Annotated in this window: 17 protein-coding genes and 1 other RNA gene; 7 read left to right on the top strand and 11 right to left on the bottom strand. The window is 65.9% G+C overall.

Annotated features, from left to right (window positions below; all coding sequences use genetic code 11):
* Nucleotides 1-62: 62 nt before the first annotated feature.
* Nucleotides 63-1,682 (bottom strand): ABC transporter permease, encoded by a 1,620-nt coding sequence (locus ACNFH5_RS01300; protein WP_416743646.1) that lies wholly within the window; start codon nt 1,680-1,682, stop codon nt 63-65.
* 176 nt (nt 1,683-1,858) lie between these two features.
* Between ACNFH5_RS01300 and ACNFH5_RS01305 the strand changes: the two genes are divergently transcribed.
* Nucleotides 1,859-2,197, top strand: coding sequence for a hypothetical protein (locus tag ACNFH5_RS01305; protein WP_416743648.1), 339 nt, complete (start codon nt 1,859-1,861; stop codon nt 2,195-2,197).
* Nucleotides 2,198-2,213: 16 nt separating this feature from the next.
* Here ACNFH5_RS01305 and ACNFH5_RS01310 read toward each other — a convergent pair whose 3' ends face one another.
* From ACNFH5_RS01310 to ACNFH5_RS01335, 6 genes are all read right to left on the bottom strand, one after another.
* On the bottom strand, nt 2,214-3,215 hold the full coding sequence (locus tag ACNFH5_RS01310; protein ID WP_416743650.1) for an extracellular solute-binding protein: 1,002 nt from the start codon (nt 3,213-3,215) through the stop codon (nt 2,214-2,216).
* Nucleotides 3,216-3,511: 296 nt separating this feature from the next.
* Entirely contained in the window at nt 3,512-4,729 is a 1,218-nt protein-coding gene (locus ACNFH5_RS01315; RefSeq protein WP_416743652.1) for a 2-octaprenyl-3-methyl-6-methoxy-1,4-benzoquinol hydroxylase, read from the bottom strand.
* Nucleotides 4,730-4,779: 50 nt separating this feature from the next.
* The gene (locus ACNFH5_RS01320) at nt 4,780-5,262 is read right to left on the bottom strand and encodes a DUF4442 domain-containing protein (protein ID WP_416743653.1); all 483 of its coding nucleotides are present in this window, start codon (nt 5,260-5,262) and stop codon (nt 4,780-4,782) included.
* 4 nt (nt 5,263-5,266) lie between these two features.
* Nucleotides 5,267-6,451 (bottom strand): 2-octaprenyl-6-methoxyphenyl hydroxylase, encoded by a 1,185-nt coding sequence (gene ubiH, locus ACNFH5_RS01325; RefSeq protein ID WP_416743654.1) that lies wholly within the window; start codon nt 6,449-6,451, stop codon nt 5,267-5,269.
* Nucleotide 6,452: 1 nt separating this feature from the next.
* Nucleotides 6,453-7,787: a Xaa-Pro aminopeptidase gene (gene pepP / locus ACNFH5_RS01330; RefSeq protein WP_416743655.1), complete on the bottom strand. Its 1,335-nt coding sequence runs from the start codon at nt 7,785-7,787 to the stop codon at nt 6,453-6,455.
* Nucleotides 7,788-7,795: 8 nt separating this feature from the next.
* Complete coding sequence (locus ACNFH5_RS01335; protein ID WP_045213132.1) at nt 7,796-8,350, bottom strand: UPF0149 family protein; 555 nt, start codon at nt 8,348-8,350, stop codon at nt 7,796-7,798.
* Nucleotides 8,351-8,532: 182 nt separating this feature from the next.
* Between ACNFH5_RS01335 and ACNFH5_RS01340 the strand changes: the two genes are divergently transcribed.
* The 4 genes from ACNFH5_RS01340 to ACNFH5_RS01355 all read left to right on the top strand — a co-directional run bounded on the left by ACNFH5_RS01340 (nt 8,533) and on the right by ACNFH5_RS01355 (nt 9,917).
* Nucleotides 8,533-8,742 (top strand): TIGR02449 family protein, encoded by a 210-nt coding sequence (locus ACNFH5_RS01340; RefSeq protein WP_017521390.1) that lies wholly within the window; start codon nt 8,533-8,535, stop codon nt 8,740-8,742.
* A complete protein-coding gene (locus ACNFH5_RS01345; RefSeq protein WP_416743658.1) occupies nt 8,739-9,068 on the top strand; it encodes a cell division protein ZapA in 330 nt (109 codons plus the stop codon). Before ACNFH5_RS01340 ends, ACNFH5_RS01345 begins: the two co-directional genes overlap by 4 nt.
* Before the next feature lie 31 nt (nt 9,069-9,099).
* Nucleotides 9,100-9,278: non-coding RNA, 6S RNA (ssrS, locus tag ACNFH5_RS01350), on the top strand.
* A 9-nt stretch (nt 9,279-9,287) separates the two neighbouring features.
* Nucleotides 9,288-9,917 (top strand): 5-formyltetrahydrofolate cyclo-ligase, encoded by a 630-nt coding sequence (locus ACNFH5_RS01355; RefSeq protein WP_416743659.1) that lies wholly within the window; start codon nt 9,288-9,290, stop codon nt 9,915-9,917.
* Nucleotides 9,918-9,952: 35 nt separating this feature from the next.
* Here the strand turns inward: ACNFH5_RS01355 and ACNFH5_RS01360 are convergent, their stop codons facing one another.
* Nucleotides 9,953-10,087 carry a hypothetical protein gene (locus ACNFH5_RS01360; RefSeq protein ID WP_128082560.1) on the bottom strand — a complete coding sequence of 45 codons (135 nt, stop codon included), beginning with the start codon at nt 10,085-10,087 and terminating at the stop codon, nt 9,953-9,955.
* Between the two features lie 310 nt (nt 10,088-10,397).
* On the opposite strand from ACNFH5_RS01360, the gene ACNFH5_RS01365 reads away from it, so the two are divergent.
* Both ACNFH5_RS01365 and ACNFH5_RS01370 read left to right on the top strand, forming a co-directional pair.
* Nucleotides 10,398-10,859: an EVE domain-containing protein gene (locus ACNFH5_RS01365; RefSeq protein WP_416743660.1), complete on the top strand. Its 462-nt coding sequence runs from the start codon at nt 10,398-10,400 to the stop codon at nt 10,857-10,859.
* Nucleotides 10,860-10,903: 44 nt separating this feature from the next.
* Nucleotides 10,904-12,763 (top strand): diguanylate cyclase, encoded by a 1,860-nt coding sequence (locus ACNFH5_RS01370; RefSeq protein WP_416743662.1) that lies wholly within the window; start codon nt 10,904-10,906, stop codon nt 12,761-12,763.
* Nucleotides 12,764-12,999: 236 nt separating this feature from the next.
* Here ACNFH5_RS01370 and ACNFH5_RS01375 read toward each other — a convergent pair whose 3' ends face one another.
* The 3 genes from ACNFH5_RS01375 to ACNFH5_RS01385 are packed head-to-tail and all read right to left on the bottom strand — an operon-like array spanning nt 13,000 to nt 17,933.
* Entirely contained in the window at nt 13,000-14,124 is a 1,125-nt protein-coding gene (locus ACNFH5_RS01375; protein ID WP_416743663.1) for an ABC transporter permease, read from the bottom strand.
* A 3-nt stretch (nt 14,125-14,127) separates the two neighbouring features.
* Nucleotides 14,128-16,863, bottom strand: a complete 2,736-nt coding sequence (gene rbbA / locus ACNFH5_RS01380) for a ribosome-associated ATPase/putative transporter RbbA (protein ID WP_416743665.1) — start codon at nt 16,861-16,863, stop codon at nt 14,128-14,130.
* On the bottom strand, nt 16,860-17,933 hold the full coding sequence (locus tag ACNFH5_RS01385; protein ID WP_416743666.1) for an HlyD family secretion protein: 1,074 nt from the start codon (nt 17,931-17,933) through the stop codon (nt 16,860-16,862). The genes rbbA and ACNFH5_RS01385 overlap by 4 nt, the downstream gene beginning before the upstream one ends.
* Nucleotides 17,934-17,990: the final 57 nt, after the last annotated feature.

Below are 17,990 nucleotides of genomic sequence, written 5' to 3' on the forward strand. Positions count from 1 at the left end.
ACGAAACGCGCGCATTGTAGTCGCATGACCGGACTCTGGACAGCTTGTCCGACGGCCGATTCTCAGGGCCGCACAGAACCGGTCGGTCGCGCCGAGCGACGGATCAGCCCGATCACCGGGAATAGTCCCACCAGTACCAGCGTCAGCGCCGGTAGCGCGGCGCGCGCCCACTCGCCTTCGCTGGTCATCTCGAAAACGCGCACGGCCAGGGTGTCCCAGCCGAACGGACGCATCAGCAGGGTCGCGGGCATTTCCTTGAGCACGTCGACGAACACCAGCAGCGCGGCGCTCAAGGCTCCCGGCACCAGTAGCGGCAGGTAGACGCGGAAGAACAACCCGGCTCCGCCGACGCCCAGGCTGCGGGAAGCTTCCGGTAGCGAAGGACGGATCCGCGCCAACGCGCCCTCCAGCGGGTTGTAGGCCACCGCCATGAAACGGATCAGATAAGCGACCAGCAGCGCGCCGAGGCTGCCCAGCAGTAACGGTTTACCGGTGCCGCCCAGGGCGCTGGAGAGCGGAATCACCGCGTGGTTATCCAGCCAACTGAAAGCCAGCATGATCGCCACCGCCAGCACCGAGCCGGGTAGTGCATAGCCGAGATTGGCAATACCGACCGCCGAGCGCACCGCCGGGGTCGGCGACAGGCGCCGGGCGAAGGCCAGCAGCAGCGCCACGGCGACCGTAATCAGCGCCGCCAGGCCGCCGAGGTAAAGGCTGTGCAGGATCAGGCCCCAGTAGCGCTCGTCGAGGTCGAAACGGCCCTTCTGCCAGACCCAGACCACCAGCTGCAGCACCGGGATGACGAAGGCGCAGGCGAACACCAGCAGGCACCACGCGCTGGCAGCGAAAGCCTTCCAGCCATGCAGCCGGTACAGCGCCGCGCCGCGCGGGCGCTCGTTGGGCGCGCCGCTGCGGCCACGGCTGTAGCGCTCGCCGAGCAGCACCAGCATGACGAACAGCAGCAGCAGGCTGGCCAGCTGGGTGGCGCTGGAAAGGCTGTAGAAGCCGTACCAGGTCTTGTAGACGGCGGTGGTGAAGGTGTCGAAGTTGAACACCGAGACGGTGCCGAAATCCGCCAGGGTTTCCATGATCGCCAGCGCCAGCCCGGCGCCGATGGCCGGCCGCGCCATGGGCAAGGCGACGCGCCAGAAGGCGGCCAGGGGCGAGAGACCCAGCACCCGCGCCGCTTCCATCAGACCGCGCCCCTGGGCGAGGAAAGCGGTGCGCGCGAGCAGGTAAACGTAGGGATAGAAGACCAGCACCAGCACCGTGATCACGCCGCCGGTGGAACGTACGCGGGGCAACCGCAGGCCGCTGCCGAACCACTCGCGCAGCAATGTCTGCACGGGGCCGGAGAAATCCAGCAGGCCGACGAAGACGAATGCCAGCACATAGGCCGGCACCGCGAAAGGCAGCATCAGCGCCCAGTCCAGCCAGCGTCGGCCGGGGAACTCGCAGAGGCTGGTGAGCCAGGCGAGGCTGACGCCCAGCACGGTAACGCCGATGCCCACGCCCGCCACCAGCACCAGGGTGTTACCCAGCAGGCGCATCATCTGGGTTTCCCACAGGTGCGACCAGATTTCGCGATCGATCTCTGCCCAGCTCAGCAGCAGGACGCTGATGGGCAGCAGGACGAGGGCAGCCACGGCGAATGTGATGGGATACCAGCGGTTGGGGCGCATGGGGGGCGTGTTTCCAGAAAATCAGCGGATGTCCGTGGGAAATGTCGCCGCAAAGCTGACGGAATTTTCCCTTGTTGAAATCAAATTCGCCCGATCCTCACGCGATAGGGATAAAGCGCAAGGTACAGCGGTCGAATCGGCCACTCTGCCATTCATCCCTGCCAAGGAAAAAGCCCATGTACTCCCCTCGCGCGCTCTGCGGGCTGCTGCTACTGCCGCTCAGCGGTTTCGCACTGGCCGACGACCAGACACCCATGGAGTCCTGCCTGGACCTCGCCATGCATATGCTGGCCGAGAACCCGCAACTGCAGGAGCGCTGGCAGCAGACCTGGGTGGAGCCAACGTCCATCCGTGAGGAAACCTACGACGGCGAAGTGGACGGGCAGCACGCCAGCAAACGGGTAACCGCCCAACTGCGCCGCGGCGATCAGTCCGACGGCCAGTTCATCTGCCTGCTGGCGGAGAACGGCAAGGCGCTCTCCGTCGACCACAAGGATGACGCCGCCACCCAGTGAGGCGGCGGCACGTTCATCAATTCCAGCCGGCGCGGTCCATCAGCTTGATCGCTTCGGCCTGGCGCTTACCGGCGATTTCCACCGGGATGCTATCGGCCTTGAATTCACCCCAGGCCGCGACCTCCTGCGACGGCGCCACCTTCGGGTTAGCCGGGAATTCCTGGTTGATGCCGGCGAACAGCGCCTGAGCGTCGGCACCGGTCATCCACTCCACCAGCTTCTTCGCCGCTTCCGGGTGGGGTGCGTACTTGGTCAGGCCGATACCCGACAGGTTGACGTGCACACCACGGTCGCCCTGGTTCGGCCAGAACAGCTTCACCGGCAACTGCGGATTGTCCTTGTGCATGCGGCCGTAGTAGTAGGTGTTGACGATGCCGACGTCGCACTGGCCAGCGGCGATGGCCTGCAGCAGCGCGTTGTCATCGGAGAATACGTCGGTGGCCAGGTTGTTCACCCAGCCCTTGAGGATTTCCTCGGTCTTCTCGGCGCCATGGGTCTCGATCAGGGTCGCGGTCAGCGACTGGTTGTAGACCTTTTTCGCGGTGCGCAGGCACAGGCGGCCTTCCCACTTCGCATCGGCCAACTCCTCGTAGGTCGACAGTTCCTCGGGCTTCACCCGCTGGGTGGAATAGGCGATGGTCCGCGCGCGCAGCGACAGGCCGGTCCAGCTGTCGGTACCGGAGCGGTATTGCGGCGGGATGTTGGCATCCAGGGTCGGCGAGTCGAAGGGCTGCAGGATGCCCATCTTCTCGGCCTGCCAGAGGTTGCCGGCGTCTACGGTGAGCAGCAGGTCGGCCGGGGTATTGGCGCCTTCGGCCTTGATCCGCGCCATCAGCGGCGCTTCCTTGTCGGTGATGAACTTGATCTTCACCCCGGTTTTCTCGGTGTAGGCGTCGAACACCGGCTTGATCAGCTCGTCGATGCGCGAGGAGTAGACCACCACCTCGTCGGCGGCCTGGGCGGTACCAGCGACGGCGGCCAGCAGGAGGGTGGCGAGAAGACCTTTGCGCACGAGCATGAGCGTGTCCTTTGCAGGGAAAATATCCCGCAAATGATAAGGAACCTCATTTACTAACGAGCCGTGCGTTTGTGTCGGGGTGTTTCGGAAGGGTGTGGTTTGGGGGCGCGGGGGCGTGGGTGCGGAGCAAGAGCCCCTCTCCCCCTCCCTCTCCCTGAAGGGAGAGGGAGCCGTTCGGAGTGAGATGAGATCAAAAAGTCAGCCGGTGAGCACCTTCGTATTGACCAACTCCGATCAGTCCCCTCTCCCTTCAGGGAGAGGGTTAGGGAGAGGGCAGGCGCCGCTTGGACTATCCGTCAAACCCGCGCCAGGTTCGGCAGGTCGCCCGACAGCCCCAACGCCTGGCGCACGAACACGCCCTTCGCTTCGTGATGCTTATCCACCAGCCGCAGCCCGGCATTACGCAGCCAGCGCACCGCCAGCGGGTCGGCCTGGAACAGACGCTGGAAGCCTTCCATCGCCGCCATCATCGCCAGGTTGTGCGGCATACGCCGACGTTCGAAGCGGCTCAGCACACGTTCCTCGGCGATGTTCTCGCCACGGGCGTGGGCATGCTCGATCACCTCGGCGAGCACCGCGGCATCCAGGAAGCCCAGGTTCACACCCTGTCCGGCCAATGGGTGGATGGTGTGCGCGGCATCACCGATCAGCACCAGGCCCGGCTCCACATAGCGCTTGGCGTGGCGCTGGCGCAGCGGGATGCAGAGGCGGCGGTCGGCATGTTCGATGGTGCCCAGACGATGCTCGAAGGCGAGGCCCAGGGCCTTGCAGAAGCCCTCGTCATCCAGCGCCATGAGCTTTTCCGCCTGCTCCGGGGTGGTCGACCAGACGATCGAGCACCAGTGCGCGTCGCCCTCCTTCGCCAGCGGCAGGAAGGCCAGCGGGCCGTCGTCAGTGAAGCGCTGCCAGGCGGTGGCCTGGTGCGGTTTCTCGCAACGCACGCTGGTGACGATGGCGTGATGCAGGTAATCCCACTCGCGGGTGGCGCAGCCGGCCAGACGGCGCACGGCGGAGTTGGCGCCATCGGCGGCGACCACCAGCGGCGTGCGGATTTCGCGGCCGTCGGAGAGCGTCAGCAGCCAGTCATCGCCAGAGTGGCGCAGCTGCTCCAGCCGCGCATTAGGCAGCAGGCCAAGGGCAGAGTCGTGCAGGCGCTCCAGCAGGGCATCCTGCACCACGCGGTTCTCGACGATGTGGCCGAGCATCTCGGCATGCACACTGGCAGCGCTGAAGTGGATCTGCCCGGTGCCGGAGCCGTCCCACACCTGCATTTCACGGTAGGGCTCGGCGCGGCGGGCAGCGATGCCGTCCCAGGCGTGCAGGCGCTGGAGGATGCGCCGGCTGGCCTCGGACAGTGCACTGACGCGCGGCTCGAAGGGCGCCTCGCGGTCGAACGGCTTGACGCTCAGCGGCGAGCCGTCCAGCAGCAGGATATCCAACCCACTGCCTTCCAGAGCCAGGGCCAGCGCGCTGCCGACCATTCCCGCCCCGACGATAACCAGATCCGCGTGCATGTGCGTTCCTTCTTCAGCGGCCCGCGCAGCTCCTGCGCGGGCATCGAAATTCAAGCGGCCTGCCGCGCGCGCGGTTTGAGCCGGACGTACAGGGTCTTCTGCACCCGCGCCACCAGGGTGCCTTCGCCGTCACGCACTTCGGCGTGCAGGCGCGGCAGGTATTTCTCACCCGCAGCGGTCTGCGCGCGGATATCGTCGAGCAGGTGCTGATCGATACGGAAATCGGCATACACCGGCCCCTTGCCGGGGCTGACGAACTCGATGTTGGCGGCCTTGTCCCAGACGATGTAGTCGCGTCCCAGGTTCTCCATCAGCATCAGCATGAAGAAGGGGTCGGTCATGCTGTACAGGCTGCCGCCGAACTGGGTGCCGACGTAATTGCGATTGAACAGGTTCAGCCCCATCTTCACGCGCACCTCGCGGAAATCCGCGCTGATGTGGCGCACCCGCACCCCAGCGCCGAGGTAGGGCGGGTAGAGGTTCAGGCCAAAACGCAGCAGGCGGGCGCGGTGGGAGCTTTTGCGTGGTTCCATCGGCTCAGACCGGTCGTGCGCCCAGGCCCATGGCCTGGCGGGCGAACCAGCGCTTGGCCGGCGGCAGCAGATCGAGGCCGAGCAGGCCGATGTTGCGGCCGGTGGCCAGCAACGGCTGAGCATTGGAGAACAGGCGGGTGACGCGGTCGGAGAAACCGACGGTCATCTGCTGGTCCAGGCGCTGGCCGTCCAGGTAGCGCTGCAGCACGGCAAAATCGCCCGGCGCGGCATCTTCCTGCAACAGGCGGTCACCGAGAGCCTTGGCATCGCGCAGCGACAGGTTGAAGCCCTGCCCGGCAATCGGGTGCAGGCTGTGGGCGGCGTTGCCGAGCACCACGAGGTGCGGGCGAATCTGTTCGTCGGCCTCGCTGAGGCTCAGCGGGTAACCGTAACGCACGCCAACCTGGCGCAGGGTGCCCAGGCGATAGCCGAAGGCCTCCTGCAGCTCGGCGAGGAAGGCCGCATCGGAGAGTTCGCGCAGGCGCTCGGCGTCGCGGCCGTTGCGGGTCCAGACCAGCGCGCAGCGGTTTTCCGGCAGCGGCAGCAGGGCCAGCGGGCCGTTCTCGGTGAAACGTTCGAAGGCCTGTCCGCGATGGGCTTCGGACGGGCTGATGTTGGCGATCAGCGCAGTCTGCCCGTAGGACGAGGAGCGCACGTTGATGCCCAGTTGTTCGCGCAGACCGGAGCGGCCACCGTCGGCCAGCACGGCGAGGTCGCAGTCCAGTTGCGAGTCGTCGTCCAGGGTCAGGCGGTAGCCGTCGCCGAGGGCGTCCATCCGGCGCACTTCCGCCGGGCAGCGCCAGCTCACCACGTCCGGGTCCAGCGCGTGCCACAGGCACTGGCCGAGCCAGGCGTTCTCCACCACGTAACCAAGGGCGGGAACGCCCTCTTCCACTGCGGTCAGGCGCGCGGCGCCGAAACGGCCACGGTCGGAGACGTGGATCTGGGTGATGGGTTCGGCGCGCTGGGAAATCTGCTGCCAGAGCCCCAGGCGTTCGTAGATCTGCCGGCTGCCGAAGGACAGCGCCGAGGAGCGCGCGTCATAGCTGGGCTGGTAGGCATCGCCGGGGGCGAAGGGCTCGATCAGCACGATCTGCCAGCCGCGCTCGCGGGCGCCGGCCTGGAGAATCAGCGCAAGGCTCGCGCCGACAAGTCCGCCACCAATGATGGCCAGTTGCGTACGTTGCATGTCAGGCGGCCTGGGCCTTGGCCTCGGCCATCAGCGCTTCGATCTCGGCGACGGTCTTCGGGACGCCGTTGGTCAGCACTTCGCAGCCGGTCTTGGTCACCACCACGTCGTCCTCGATGCGCACGCCAATGCCGCGCCACTTCTTCGGCACGTCGGTGTTGTCCGGGGAGATATAGATACCCGGCTCGACGGTCATCGCCATGCCCGGCTCGAGCACACGCCATTCGCCGCCGACGCGGTATTCGCCGACATCGTGCACGTCCATGCCCAGCCAGTGGCCGGCACGGTGCATGTAGAAGGCCTTGTAGGATTCGCGCTGGATCAGTTCGTCGACGTCACCCTTGAGCAGGCCCAGTTCCACCAGGCCGGCGGTGATGACCCGCACGGTGGCCTCGTGGGCTTCGTTCCAGTGGCGGCCCGGCGCGATGCAGTCGAAGGCCGCCATGTTGGCGTCCAGCACCAACTGGTAGATGGCCTTCTGCTCGGGGCTGAACACGCCGCTGGCCGGGAAGGTGCGGGTGATGTCACTGGCGTAGCAGTCGATCTCGCAGCCGGCGTCGATCAGGATCAGGTCGCCGTCCTTGATCTGCGCGTCGTTCTCCCGGTAGTGCAGGATGCAGGCATTGCGGCCGGTGGCGACGATCGAGCCGTAGGCCGGCATCTTCGCGCCGCCCAGGCGGAAGGCATATTCCAGCTCGGCTTCCAGGTGGTACTCGTAAAGCCCCGGACGGCACGCCTGAATGGCGCGGATGTGCGCGCCAGCGGAGACTTCCGCGGCGTAGCGCATCACCTTCACCTCACCGGCGCTCTTGTACAGGCGCTGGTCGTGCAGCAGGTGGTCGAGGGCGACGAACTCGTTCGGCGGCTGCGCACCCTGGCGCGCCTTGGAACGGATCACGTTGATCCACTCCATCAGCCGGCGGTCGAACTCCTGGTTGGCGCCCAGCGCGTAGTACACGCGGTCGCGGCCTTCGATCAGGCCCGGCAGGATGTCGTCGATATCACCGATGGGGAAGGCATCGTCGGCGCCGAAGGTGCTGATGGCACCGTCCTGGCCGGCGCGCAGGCCGTCCCAGAGTTCACGCTCCGGATCGCGCTCGCGGCAGAACAGCACGTACTCGCCGTGCTCGCGGCCGGGGATCAGCGCCATTACCGCTTCCGGCTCGGGGAAGCCGGTGAGGTACTGGAAGTCGCTGTCCTGGCGGTAGACGTGCTCCACGTCGCGGTTGCGGATGTACATCGGCGCCGCCGGGAGAATGGCGATGCTGTTGGGTTCCATCTGCGCCATCAGCGCCTTGCGACGACGGGCGTATTCCGACTTGGCGATACGGATCATGCGCGACCTCAATGCAGGGAGGGTTTCTCGGCCGGTGCCGGCACCTTGCCGAATTCGGAGAACAGCAACAGCGGGGCGACGCGCAGGTACTCCTGCACTTCCATGTAGTCGGCCTCGCCGTCTTCGGATTCTTCCAGCTGGCCGCCGACCTGGGCGATGGCGGCAATGTCCTGCAGCACTTCGTCGGCTTCATCCGACAGGCTGGGGGCACGCAGCGCCAGGCCGAAGCCGGCGAGGAAGCCCTGGCACCACTGGCCCAGGGCGGTGGCGCGCTCCAGCAGTGGCTCGTCATCGTTGGGCAGCATCAGCACCACGGCCATCTCGCCCTGGCTGAAGTCCTGCTGGACCATACCCAGCAGGCCGCCCAGGGCCGCGCCCAGGCGCTCGCCCGGCTCGCCACCGAGCAGTTCACCGGCGGCCTGCAGCCATTCGCCCTGATCGAAGCCGGACCCGGCGCAGACGCGACCGAGCAGGTGGCCGTGCAGTTCAGCAGGAGAGATGGGCAGGGCAGCCTCGGCGAGCAGGGCGGCGAAGGCGGTATAGGCGGAGCTGGAAGTGGACATGATCGAACCCGGATGACGGCTAGGCGCCATCAGGCGCCGCGCATAGAATATGGTCCGTTATCCTAGCACCGGCGCACACCGCAAGACCATGTGACGACGCGCCGGGCAGCCGTGCGTTGACCCACCCCCACGGCAGTCCTATATAGTTCTCGATTACTTAAGCAACTCCCAAGCGAGAGCCCATGGAAGACGCCGACCTGCACGCGCTGATCGCCAAGTTCGACCTGCTGCTCCAGCGCCTGGAACAGCTCAAGGCCGAGAACCGGCTGCTGCGGGCGAACGAGAAAAGCTGGCGGGAAGAACGCGCCCATCTGATCGAGAAGAACGATTTGGCTCGTCAGAAGGTCGAAGCGATGATTTTGCGTCTTAAAGCCCTGGAGCAGGACTCATGAGCCAGTCGAACACCCTGAACGTCCAAATCCTCGACAAGGAGTACTGCATCGCCTGCCCTCCGGACGAGCGCGTCAACCTGGAAAGCGCCGCGCGCTACCTGGACAGCAAGATGCGCGAGATCCGCTCCAGCGGCAAAGTGATCGGTGCTGATCGCGTCGCGGTAATGGCCGCCCTGAACATCACCCACGACCTGCTGCACAAGCAGGAACGCGTGGAGCAGGACAGCGGCTCCACCCGCGAGCGCGTGCGCGAACTGCTCGAGCGCGTGGACCGCGCGCTGACCACCGACTCCCTTACCACTGATAAGGATCAGGGTGAAGTCTGACCAGGGAAATTTCCTTGGGGTATAATTGCCTCGCTCCCTGGTGTGTTGGCCAGTCGGTGATGTCCCTGAGCCGATAATTGCAACAACGGGGGTTGCCAGTTGGGCTGGTGTGCATGTCCGCACGACGGAAAGCCTTAAAGCCTACTGCAACCACCACCTTGAACTCTCGGGTTCAAGGGCTAACCCGACAGCGGCATGTCCGGGGAGCTTTACCCTTCGATGATCCATTCTGACGGTCTTTCCCGCCCTGCCCTGCGCCGCCAGCTGCGCCAGGCCAGACGCGCGCTTACTCCCCTTCAGCAACGCCTCGCCGCCCAGGCCCTGTATCGCCAGCTCGCGCAACACCCGCTGTTTCGCCGCGCGCGGCATATCGCCTTTTATCTGCCGGCCGACGGCGAAATCGACCCGCGTCCACTGATGAAGGCGGCGCAGAAGCGCGGCAAGGCGACCTACCTGCCGGTGCTCTCGGACTGGCCACGCACTCACATGACCTTCCAGCAGGTCGGTGTTGGCGAGCGCTGGGTGCGCAACCGCTTCAACATCGCCGAACCGCAGGCCGACCGCGGGCGCCAGCGTCCAGCCTGGGCGCTGGACCTGCTGTTGCTGCCGCTGGTGGGCTTCGATCCGCAGGGCGGCCGCCTGGGCATGGGCAAGGGATTCTACGACCGAACCCTGGCTTACCTCGGAATGCGCAAAAAATGGCAGAAACCGACGCTATTGGGCCTGGCGCACGAATGCCAGAAGGTCGATAGGCTGGAGCTGGCGAGCTGGGATGTGCCACTGATGGGCATAGTGACGGACGGCGGCTGGTATGGCCGTCTCGCGACGGAATCGCGTTCCTTGCGATAACCGTGGCGATAGCAGTGCTGATTCCAGAAGCGGGATCAGGGCTGCTGGGTGACCTGCACCGGGGCATTGCCCTGGCGTTGTTCCCACAGGCTCTGGGTGTAACCGGTAGTGACGACACCCAGACCGAAAAGTATTACCAGCACCCACAAAAGATCAGGCTTGCGTTTCATCGATTGCCTCCCCCTTCCAGGCAATTGTTCACGACAGCCGGCGGTGGTTTTTGGTCCGTCCGGCAGGCAAAGCTAAAAACGGCGGCATTCTCCGACAATGAAAAGCTTCTCGCAATTCTGACGCCAACCGATCGTCGGAGGAGCAGTCGCCCCCAAAACTTCCGGCTCATTCAGGCAATGTTCATGCCGGTATTCCTACATATTCTTCCTACAATTTGTTTCCGACGAGCCGGCAGCTTGTCGCAGGCAAACGCCTACCCTTGGTAAAAATGAAGATCACGACCCGCCACGCAAAAGGAGACCCTCGCGGATGGCACGCGCTTACTGGCTGATGAAATCCGAGCCCGACGAACTCTCGATCCACGACCTGCAGCGCCTGAAGACCGCACGCTGGGACGGCGTGCGCAATTACCAGGCACGCAACTTCATGCGCAGCATGCAGCCGGGCGACCTGTTCTTCTTCTACCACTCCAGTTGCCCCGAGCCGGGCATCGCAGGCATCGCCCGGATCGACGGCGAGCCCTACCCCGACCCGACCGCGCTCGACCCCAAGAGTCATTACCACGACCCCAAGGCCAGCGACGAGAAGAATCCCTGGACGGCCCGCGACGTGAGCTTCGTCGAGGCATTCCGCTCGGTGCTGCCGCTGGGCACCCTCAAGGCGCAGGCCGGGCTGGAAGAGATGCCCCTGGTACAGAAAGGCAGCCGCCTGTCGGTGATGCCGGTCACCGCCGAACAATGGGCGATCGTCGTCGGCCTGGCGCAGAAATAGAGGCACTGTGCTATTAGGTTACTGAAGCCCCCGGAATTCGCCACATGTACCGCCTTCAGTCCTCATTAGCTACTTACCTCGGGCTTGGCGGTCTGCTCTGCGTGCTCCTGCTTGCCAGCGCCTGGCTCGGCGAGGAGCTGGCAAGCAGCGAACGGCAACGCGTGCAGGAGCGCCTGACCTACCAGGGACGCAGCCTGGCGCACCAGCTGGAAGCCAACCTCCACGAGCAGGTCCAGGGCCTGGACCTGCTCGCCCAGCTGTGGACCCACCACGGCCGCATGCCCCGTGCCGAGTGGGAGCTGGACGCGCGCTTCTACGTGCGCAGCTTTCCCGGCTACCAGTCGATCCAGTGGTCGGACCCGGACCTGCGCATCCGCTGGCTGGAGCCGCTGCAAGGCAACGAGGCGGCGCTGAATTTCCGCCTCACCGACCGGCACCCCAACTACGCCACTGCCATGGCCGCGCGCGACAGCGGCAAGTCGCGCCTGAGCGATAGCGTGGAACTGCTCCAGGGCGGACGTGGCTTTGTGCTCTACACGCCGGTGTTCATTCGCGACGCGACCAACCAGCTGCGCTTCGACGGTTTCATGCAGGGCGTCTTCCGCGTCGGCAACCTGATGGACCACTTGCTGGAGCAAACCGACAACCACCTGTTCAGCGTGCGCCTGCTGGAACACGGACAGCCCATCTACGTGCGCGATCAGCCCGACAGTGACGCCGAGCCTCCCCTGCGCGTGCCGCTGCGCCTGCTCAACAACCGCAGCTTCGAGCTGGAGCTGCGTCCCACCGCCACGCTGGTGCGGTCGATTTCCACGCCCCTGCCCAACGTGGTGCTCGGTGGCGGCGTGGCGATCAGCCTGCTGCTGGTCGCAGCGCTGTTCCTCGCCCGTGAGAATGCCCGCCGCGCCACTGCCCTGAGCGCCAGCAACCAGTTGCTCAGCGAGGAGGCGCGACAGCGCCAGTCCGTCGAAGCCACCCTGCACGACAGCCGAGAACGCCTGCAGCTGGCGCTGGACCTCACCGACTCCAGCCGCGACGCGCTGTTCATCTTCGATCTGCAGCAACGCGAGCTGCTGCACATGAACCGCGCCACCTACAATGGCCTGGGCTACAGCGCAGAAGATTTCCGCCACCTGCTGCGCGACGATCCCGAGCGCCTGATCCCCGGCTTCCACGCCTGGATCCAGCTGGTGCAGCAGGCACACCGGCTGAACCTGTCGATGATCTTCCAGCGCGAGATGCAGCGCCGCGACGGCAGCCTGCAGCCGGCGGAGATCAACACCCAACTGATCCACCAGGGCGACCGCGACTACCTGATCGCCGTGGCCCGCGACAACAGCGAGCGCCTGCAACTCGAAGCGCAGTTGCAGAAACTGTCGCAGCAGGACGGGCTGACCGGGCTCTACAACCGCCGCTACTTCGACCGCCAGCTGCAGAGCGAATGGCGTCGCCTGCGCCGCGCCGATGCGCCGCTGGCGGTGCTGATGCTCGATGTCGACCACTTCAAGCGCTTCAACGACTGCCTTGGCCACCTGGCCGGCGACGACGCACTGCGACGCCTCGCCAGCTGCCTGCAGGAGTGCCTGCAACGCGAAGGCGACGTGGCATGCCGTTATGGCGGCGAAGAGTTCGTCATCATCCTGACCGATACCGGCCTGGAAGGCGCCAGCCATGTAGCCGCGCGCATCCACCAGCGCGTGGCCGAGATGGGCATCGCGCATCCGGCCGCCGAGCTGGGACGATTGACGGTGAGTATCGGCCTGGCCATCGCCACGCCTGGGCAGGATGCCGAGCCGGACCAATTGATCGCCCAGGCCGACCAGGCGCTGTACGCGGCCAAGCACAGGGGCAGGAACCAGACCTGTGTGTGGCCGGCAGATATGGCCGAGCGCACGCTTACCTGAAAATCCGTACGAGGCATGCCCTCTCCCCCACCCTCTCCCTGAAGGGAGAGGGCGCTGAAAGTGCCGGCTGGCACTTCGGTTTACGCCGGCACCAAACCAGCCCCCTCTCCCTTCGGAGCGAGGTGCGCGGTCAGGGTGAGGGTCTCTGTAGGAGCGAGCTTGCTCGCGAACCCGCCTGGCGTCAGCGCTGCCGGATAGACCGTTCGCGAGCTCGCTCCTACAGAATGGGCGAAGCGTCAGGCCATCTGCCCGATGGTCCGGCGGAAGCGCCACAGCGCGCCACTGAAGAACGCCGCGCCGATCCCGACGATCGCCAGCAACTGCGGCCAGACGATGGACAGGTCCGCGCCGCGGTAGAGGATCGCCTGGGCCAGGCTGACGAAGTGGGTGGTCGGCGCCGCGAGCATGATGTACTGCACCAGCTCCGGCATGCTCTCGCGCGGCGTGGTGCCGCCGGAGAGAATCTGCAGCGGCATCAGCGTGAGGATCACCAGCAGGCCCAGTTGCGGCATCGAGCGCGCCACGGTGCCGAGGAAGATGCCCATGGACGTCGTGGCGAACAGGTGCAGCGCCGCGCCCAGCAGGAACAGCCCTACCGAACCGCTGATCGGCACGTCCAGCCAGCCGCGCACCACCAGCTGCAACGAGATGGCTGCCGCCACCAGCACCACGATGCCCATGGACCAGACCTTGGCCATCATGATCTCGAAGGCAGTCAACGGCATCACCAGCAGGTGCTCCACCGTTCCATGCTCACGCTCGCGGATCAGCGCGGCGCCGGTGAGGATGATCGACAGCATGGTGATCTGGTTGATCACCTCCATCACTGCGCCGAACCAGGCCTGGGTGAGGTTCGGGTTGAACTCCATGCGCACCGCCAGCTCTGCCGGCATCGCCGCCTCGGCGCGGTAACGGCTGACGAACTCGCGCACCTCGGTGCCGACGATATTCTGGATGTAACCGGCGCCGGAGAACGCCTGGCCGGTCTGCGTCGCATCGACGTTGACCTGGATCGCCGGCTGCCGCCCGGCCAGCACGTCGCGCTGGAAGTCCGGCGGGATGTCCAGGGTGAAGGTGTACAGGCCGACATCCATGCCACGGTCCATCTCGGCGTGGCCGATCATCTCCGGTGTGCGGAAGTACGGCGGCTGGAAGGCGTTGATGATCCGCGTGGAGAGCTGCGACTGGTCCTCGTCGACGATGGCGATAGGCGCGTGGTGCAGGGTTTCCGGTACGCCGGTGGCCGAGCTGTAGACCCCCAGGGTGAAGGCCCAGGCGATCAGGATCAGCATCGCGTAATCGCGGCCCAGGCTGCGGAACTCCTTGATGCCGAGGTTGAAGATGTTCGCCAGCTTCTTCATGGCTCAGTCCTCCTGCTTCTTCAGGCAGGCCACGCTGAGCAGTGTCAGCACCACGATCATCGCCGCCAGCGGCAGGTAGTAGACCCATAGGTCAGGGAAGCCCAGCGACTTGGAGAAGGCGCCGCGGCTGATGATGAGGAAATGCGAGGTCGGGTAGAGCTGGCCGATGAAGGCTGCCGCGCCTTCCAGCGACGACACCGGGTGGATCAGCCCGGAGAACTGGATGGCCGGGATCATGGTGGCGATGGCGGTGCCGAACACGGCAGCGATCTGGCTCTTCATGAAAGTCGAGAGCAGCAGCCCCAGCCCGGTGCTGGTCACCACGTAGAGGAACGCACCGACCAGCAGCGCGAGGAAGCTGCCCTTGAGCGGCACCTGGAACAGCAGCACGGCCATGGCCAGCATCAGCACGAAGTTGATCATGCCCATGCCGATGTAGGGCAACTGCTTGCCCAGCAGGAATTCCAGGCGCGTGACGGGGGTGACGTAGAGGTTGGTGATGGAGCCCAGCTCCTTCTCCCGCACCACGCCCAGGGCGGTGAGCATCGCCGGAATCATGATCAGCAGCAGTGGGATCACCGCCGGCACCATGGCTTTCAGGCTCTCCACGTCCGGGTTGTAGCGGTAGCGCACCTCGGTGCTGGCCGCCGCACTGGCGGCCGCGTTGCCGTTCTGCCGTGAGAGGTCGGCCAGGTAGCTGGAGTGCAGGCCCTGCACATAACCGAGCACGGTGTTGGCGCGGGTCGGCATGGCGCCGTCGATCCACACGCCGATGGCCGGATCGGCGCCGCGCTTGAGGTCGCGGCCGAAGTTCGGCGGGATTTCCACCGCCAGGCTGATGTCGCCGCTGCGCAGGCGGCGCTCCAGATCGTCCGGGTCCTGGATCGGGTCTTTCTCGATGAAGTAGCGCGAGCCGGCGATGTTCAGCGCATAGGACTGGCTGGTGGTGGTCTGGTCGCGATCAAGTACGGCGTAGGTGAGGTCCTCGACGTCCATATTGATGCCGTAGCCGATGATGAACATCAGCAGCGCGGTGCCCACCAGCGCCAGGGTCAGGCGGATCGGATCACGGCGCAGCTCCATGGCTTCGCGGCGCGCGTAGCTGAACAGCCGCAGCCAGCTGAAACGGTCGCTGCCCTTGTATCGGGTCGGCTCGGCAGGTGCTTCCGACGCAGGCGCGGTATCCGGCACCGGCGCGCTGCCGGCGGCCTCTTCCAGGTAGGCAATGAAGGTGGCTTCCAGGGTCGGCAGGCCACGCTTGTCGATCAAGCCCTGCGGGGTGTCGCTGTCGAGTACCTTGCCGGCGTGCATCAGCGAAATGCGGTCGCAGCGCTCGGCCTCGTTCATGAAATGGGTAGAGATGAAGATGGTCACGCCGTCATTGCGCGACAGCTCCACCATCAGCTCCCAGAAGCCGTCGCGGGCCACCGGGTCGACGCCCGAGGTGGGCTCGTCGAGGATCAGGATTTCCGGCTTGTGGATCACCGCCACCGCCAGCGACAGGCGCTGGCGGATGCCCAGCGGCAGGCTGTCCGGCAACTCGTTGCGGACCTTGCCGAGGTCGAAGCGCTTGAGCATTTCCTCCACGCGCGGGCCGATCTGGTCGGCCGGCAGGTGGAACAGCCTGGCGTGCAGTTCGAGGTTCTGCAGCACCGTCAGTTCGGCATACAGCGAAAAGGCCTGGGACATGTAGCCCACGCGCCGGCGGGTCTCCATGTCGTTGGCGTTCACCGGCTGGCCGAACAGCGCACAGGTGCCTTCGCTGGCCGGCAGCAGGCCAGTGAGCATCTTCATGGTGGTGGACTTGCCGCAACCGTTGGAGCCGAGGAAACCGAAGATTTCCCCGCGCTCGATGCGGAAGCTGACGTGGTCGACCGCGACGAAATCCCCGAAGCGGCAGGTCAGCCCTTCGGCTTCGATGGCAATCTGAGGGGCGCCCTCGCTCAACGTGCGTGGCGGGATCACCAGCTTGTGGTGCCCGGCGCGCTTGGCCTCGGGCAGCAGCGCGATGAAAGCCTCCTCGAGGTTCGCTGTCGCGGTCTGCTCGCGCAACTCGGCAGGCGTGCCAGTGGAGAGCACCTTACCCTCGTCCATCGCCACCAGCCAATCGAAACGCTCGGCCTCTTCCATGTAGGCGGTGGCCACCAGCACGCTCATGCCCTCGCGACCGGCACGGATGCGCCCGATCAGCTCCCAGAACTGGTTGCGCGAGAGCGGGTCGACGCCGGTGGTGGGCTCGTCGAGGATCAGCAGGTCGGGATCGTGGATCAGCGCGCAGCACAACCCGAGCTTCTGCTTCATACCGCCAGACAGCTTACCCGCCGGCCGCTCGGCGAAGGGCGCAAGGCCGGTGCTTTGCAGCAGGTCGGCGATGCGCCGCTCACGCTCGGCCTTGTCGTGGCCGAACAGGCGGCCGAAGAAATCGACGTTCTCGAACACCGAGAGCGTCGGGTAGAGGTTCTTGCCCAGGCCCTGGGGCATGTAGGCGATGCGCGGGCAAACGGCGCGGCGATGGCGCACGTCGCGCATATCGCCGCCGAGCACCTGAATTTCGCCATCCTGCATCTTCCGCGCGCCCGCCAGCAGCGCCAGCAGGCTGGACTTGCCGACGCCGTCCGGGCCGATCAGGCCGACCATGCGGTTGGCCGGGATCTCCAGGGTGACGTCGTCCACTGCGCAGGTCTGCCCATAGCGCAGCGAGACGCCAGCCAGACGGGCCACGCAGTCGGCGGCGTTCATTGCGGGACCTTGATCTGCAGGTCAGCCGGCCATTCCACCTGCGGGTCGAGGCGCATATAGGCCATGCCCGGCACGCCGGTTTTCACGTAGGTGATGTATTTTTCCAGCAGGCCCGGATCGAGGCGCGCCTTGACGCGGAACATCAGCTTCTCGCGCTCGTTGGCGGTCTCCACGGTCTTGGGCGTGAACTGCGCGACGCTGGCGACGTAGGAGACTTTCGCCGGGATCACGTACTCCGGCACCGCGTCGATCACCAGGTGCACTTCCTGGCCCAGCTCGACCTTGCCGGCCTGCCCCGAGGGCAGGAAGAAGGTCATGTAGACATCAGCCAGGTCGACCATGTTGAGCAGTTTGCCGCCAGCGGACAGCACTTCACCCGGCTGCGCCACGCGGTACTGCACGCGACCGTTGCGCGGGGCCTTGAGGTCGCTGTCGTCGATATCGGCCTGCAGGCGCACGGTGCTGGCGGTGGCGGCCTCGATGGCCGATTGCGCCTCGATCACCTGGGAACTGGCTGCAGCGATGCTGGCCTGCGCCGAGATGACCTGCGAGCGCGCGGCGGCCAGCGCTGCCTGGGAGCTCTGCAATGCCGCACGGTCGTCGTCGAGCTGTTGCTGCGGCAGAGCGTTGCGCTTGACCAGTTGCTCGGTGCGGGTGAAGCGCTTCTGCGCGGCAGTAAGTTCGGCCTGGCGCTGGGCGACCATGGCTTCGGCGGTGGCCTTCTCGCTATGCCGCTGTGCAACCAGCGACTCGGCGGTGAGCTTGGCGTTCTGCGCCCGCCGCACCTCGGCCTCGGCCTGCGCCAGCTGGGCCTTGAGCACCTGGGTATCCATGCGCGCAACGACCTGCCCGGCAGTGACGAAGTCCCCCTCGTCCACCAGGATCTCCGCCACGCGGCCCGCCAATTTGGTGGCCACGTCGACTTCGGTGGCTTCGATGCGCCCGTTGCCGCTGGCGAAGCCTTCGCCCAGGCCATTTGGCTTGAACGTCTGCCAGGCCAGCGCGGCGAGCACGGCCACTACCAGCACCGCGAGTCCGCGGGTGCGCCAGCTTTTTGCGTTTCCTGTCATCCGATTTCCCCTTGTCCAGGCGCTCGAATTCGAGCGAATCATGAGGGGATGTTCGGC

Source organism: Pseudomonas sp. NY15435 (assembly GCF_048068295.1).
In the GTDB taxonomy this organism is placed as follows: Bacteria; Pseudomonadota; Gammaproteobacteria; order Pseudomonadales; family Pseudomonadaceae; genus Pseudomonas.